The organism is Stenotrophomonas capsici, assembly GCF_034961085.1.
Classification (GTDB): Bacteria; Pseudomonadota; Gammaproteobacteria; order Xanthomonadales; family Xanthomonadaceae; genus Stenotrophomonas; species Stenotrophomonas capsici.
Window position 1 is genome coordinate 1 of the sequence record NZ_JAYFUH010000055.1, and the last position, 1,455, is coordinate 1,455.

Annotated in this window: 2 protein-coding genes; both read left to right on the forward strand. The window is 60.8% G+C overall.

Going from position 1 to position 1,455, the window contains the following annotated elements; translation table 11 throughout:
- The first annotated feature begins 46 nt into the window (after positions 1–46).
- Positions 47–1,066, forward strand: a complete 1,020-nt coding sequence (locus VA603_RS01740) for a fimbrial protein (RefSeq protein ID WP_132863780.1) — start codon at positions 47–49, stop codon at positions 1,064–1,066.
- Positions 1,067–1,220: 154 nt separating this feature from the next.
- Positions 1,221–1,455, forward strand: a 235-nt coding sequence (locus VA603_RS01745; RefSeq protein ID WP_323437767.1) for a monooxygenase, incomplete at its 3' end; no start/stop codon positions are given.

Sequence of the window (1,455 nt, forward strand, 5' to 3'; positions counted from 1 at the left end):
TGCGATACGCCCGCTTCCTCATCACTGGAACCTATGGAGTAGTCCAATGAAAGCCTGCAAATTCCCGTCCGCGTGGCTGTTCGTGATAGCCGCCATGGTAATGCCGGCAACGGCAAAGGCAGCGATTTACTGTACTTCGTCCAATGACACTTCGACCAATGTTGGATCGCCTCAGTTCGTCGCGCAGGCATCGGGGACGACCGTGAAGATCAATCCGAATGCACCGGACGGAGCGGTCCTGGCAGAGTTGGAACCCACGATGTATTTGAACTGGAAGGCGACGGTCAGGTGCTCCGGTACCGCGTCGCCCACCGTCACGTTGATCACCGGCCTGACCCATCTGGGTGACAATGTCTATGACACAGGCGTCCCGGGGATCGGTATACGCTTTGCGCACCCCATCGGAAGGTGGTTTCCCTACGAGGGCACCTTGACTCCCGCAACGTACATACCGTCTCCGAGCAAGGCAATTCTCCAGCTGGTCAAGATCGGCCCCATACCGGCGCCTGGGACCCTGCCGACCATCTATGCCCGCACCGAAATTGCCGAAGCGGGCGTGGGCACCAACTATCTCACTGTCTTTACGCGCTTCACCATTTACGGTCCAAAGCTGGAAATCAGCATCCCTACCTGCCAGGTGACTACGCCGCTGGTGAGCGTGTCGATGGCGCCGGTGTACAGAAGCCAGTTCACCGAGATGGGTTCGGTATCGGCGGCGGGCGATCTCGCCATTGGCGTGAAGTGTGCCGGCGGCGCAGCGGGGTCGAAGGTCGATGTGCATGCCGTGCTCACTGACCAGAGCGATCCGGAGAATCGGGATGATGCGTTGAAACTCAGTGCCGACTCAACGGCGAGTGGACTGGGGGTACAGGTACTCTTCAAGGGCAACGTGATCCGTTTCGGCCCTGACTCCAAGCATTCCGATGCCGAGAATCGCTGGTTGGCAGGATCGACCGGCGTCGGTGAGTACAGCATCCCGCTGTCGGCCCGCTATGTTCGGACCGGGTCAGTCGTCTCGGCGGGCACCGCCAACGCGCGCGCCACGTTCACCCTGAGCTACGAATAATCGGCTCGGACATGGATGTCGGTGTGAGAGGACCGATCGCCGGAAGACTTGGCGATCTCCTCTCTTCCCTTGAAGCGAAACCCAAAGGAGTTCCCGTGAAGTATCTGCTCCAGGTTGACTTCGCCTATGCCGGCCCCTGGGGCGTGGAGTGGAGATGACGCACGCCATGCAGGACCTGGCGGCATCGATCGCCACGGAGAAGGGGCTGATCTGGAAGATCTGGACCGAGGATGAGGCAAGCGGCCGTGCCGGTGGCGTCTATCTGTTCCAAGGCCGGGAAGAGGCGCAGGCCTACCTCGACATGCACGCCGCACGCCTGGCGACGTTCGGCATCTCGGAGGTGCGGGGATTGATCTTCGTCGTCAACGAGCCGCTGTCGGCCATCGACC

What these genes read in the sequence shown, in the direction of transcription:
- VA603_RS01740 (WP_132863780.1), top strand. Translation starts at nt 47, where the DNA reads ATGAAAGCCTGCAAATTCCCGTCCGCGTGGCTGTTCGTGATAGCCGCC.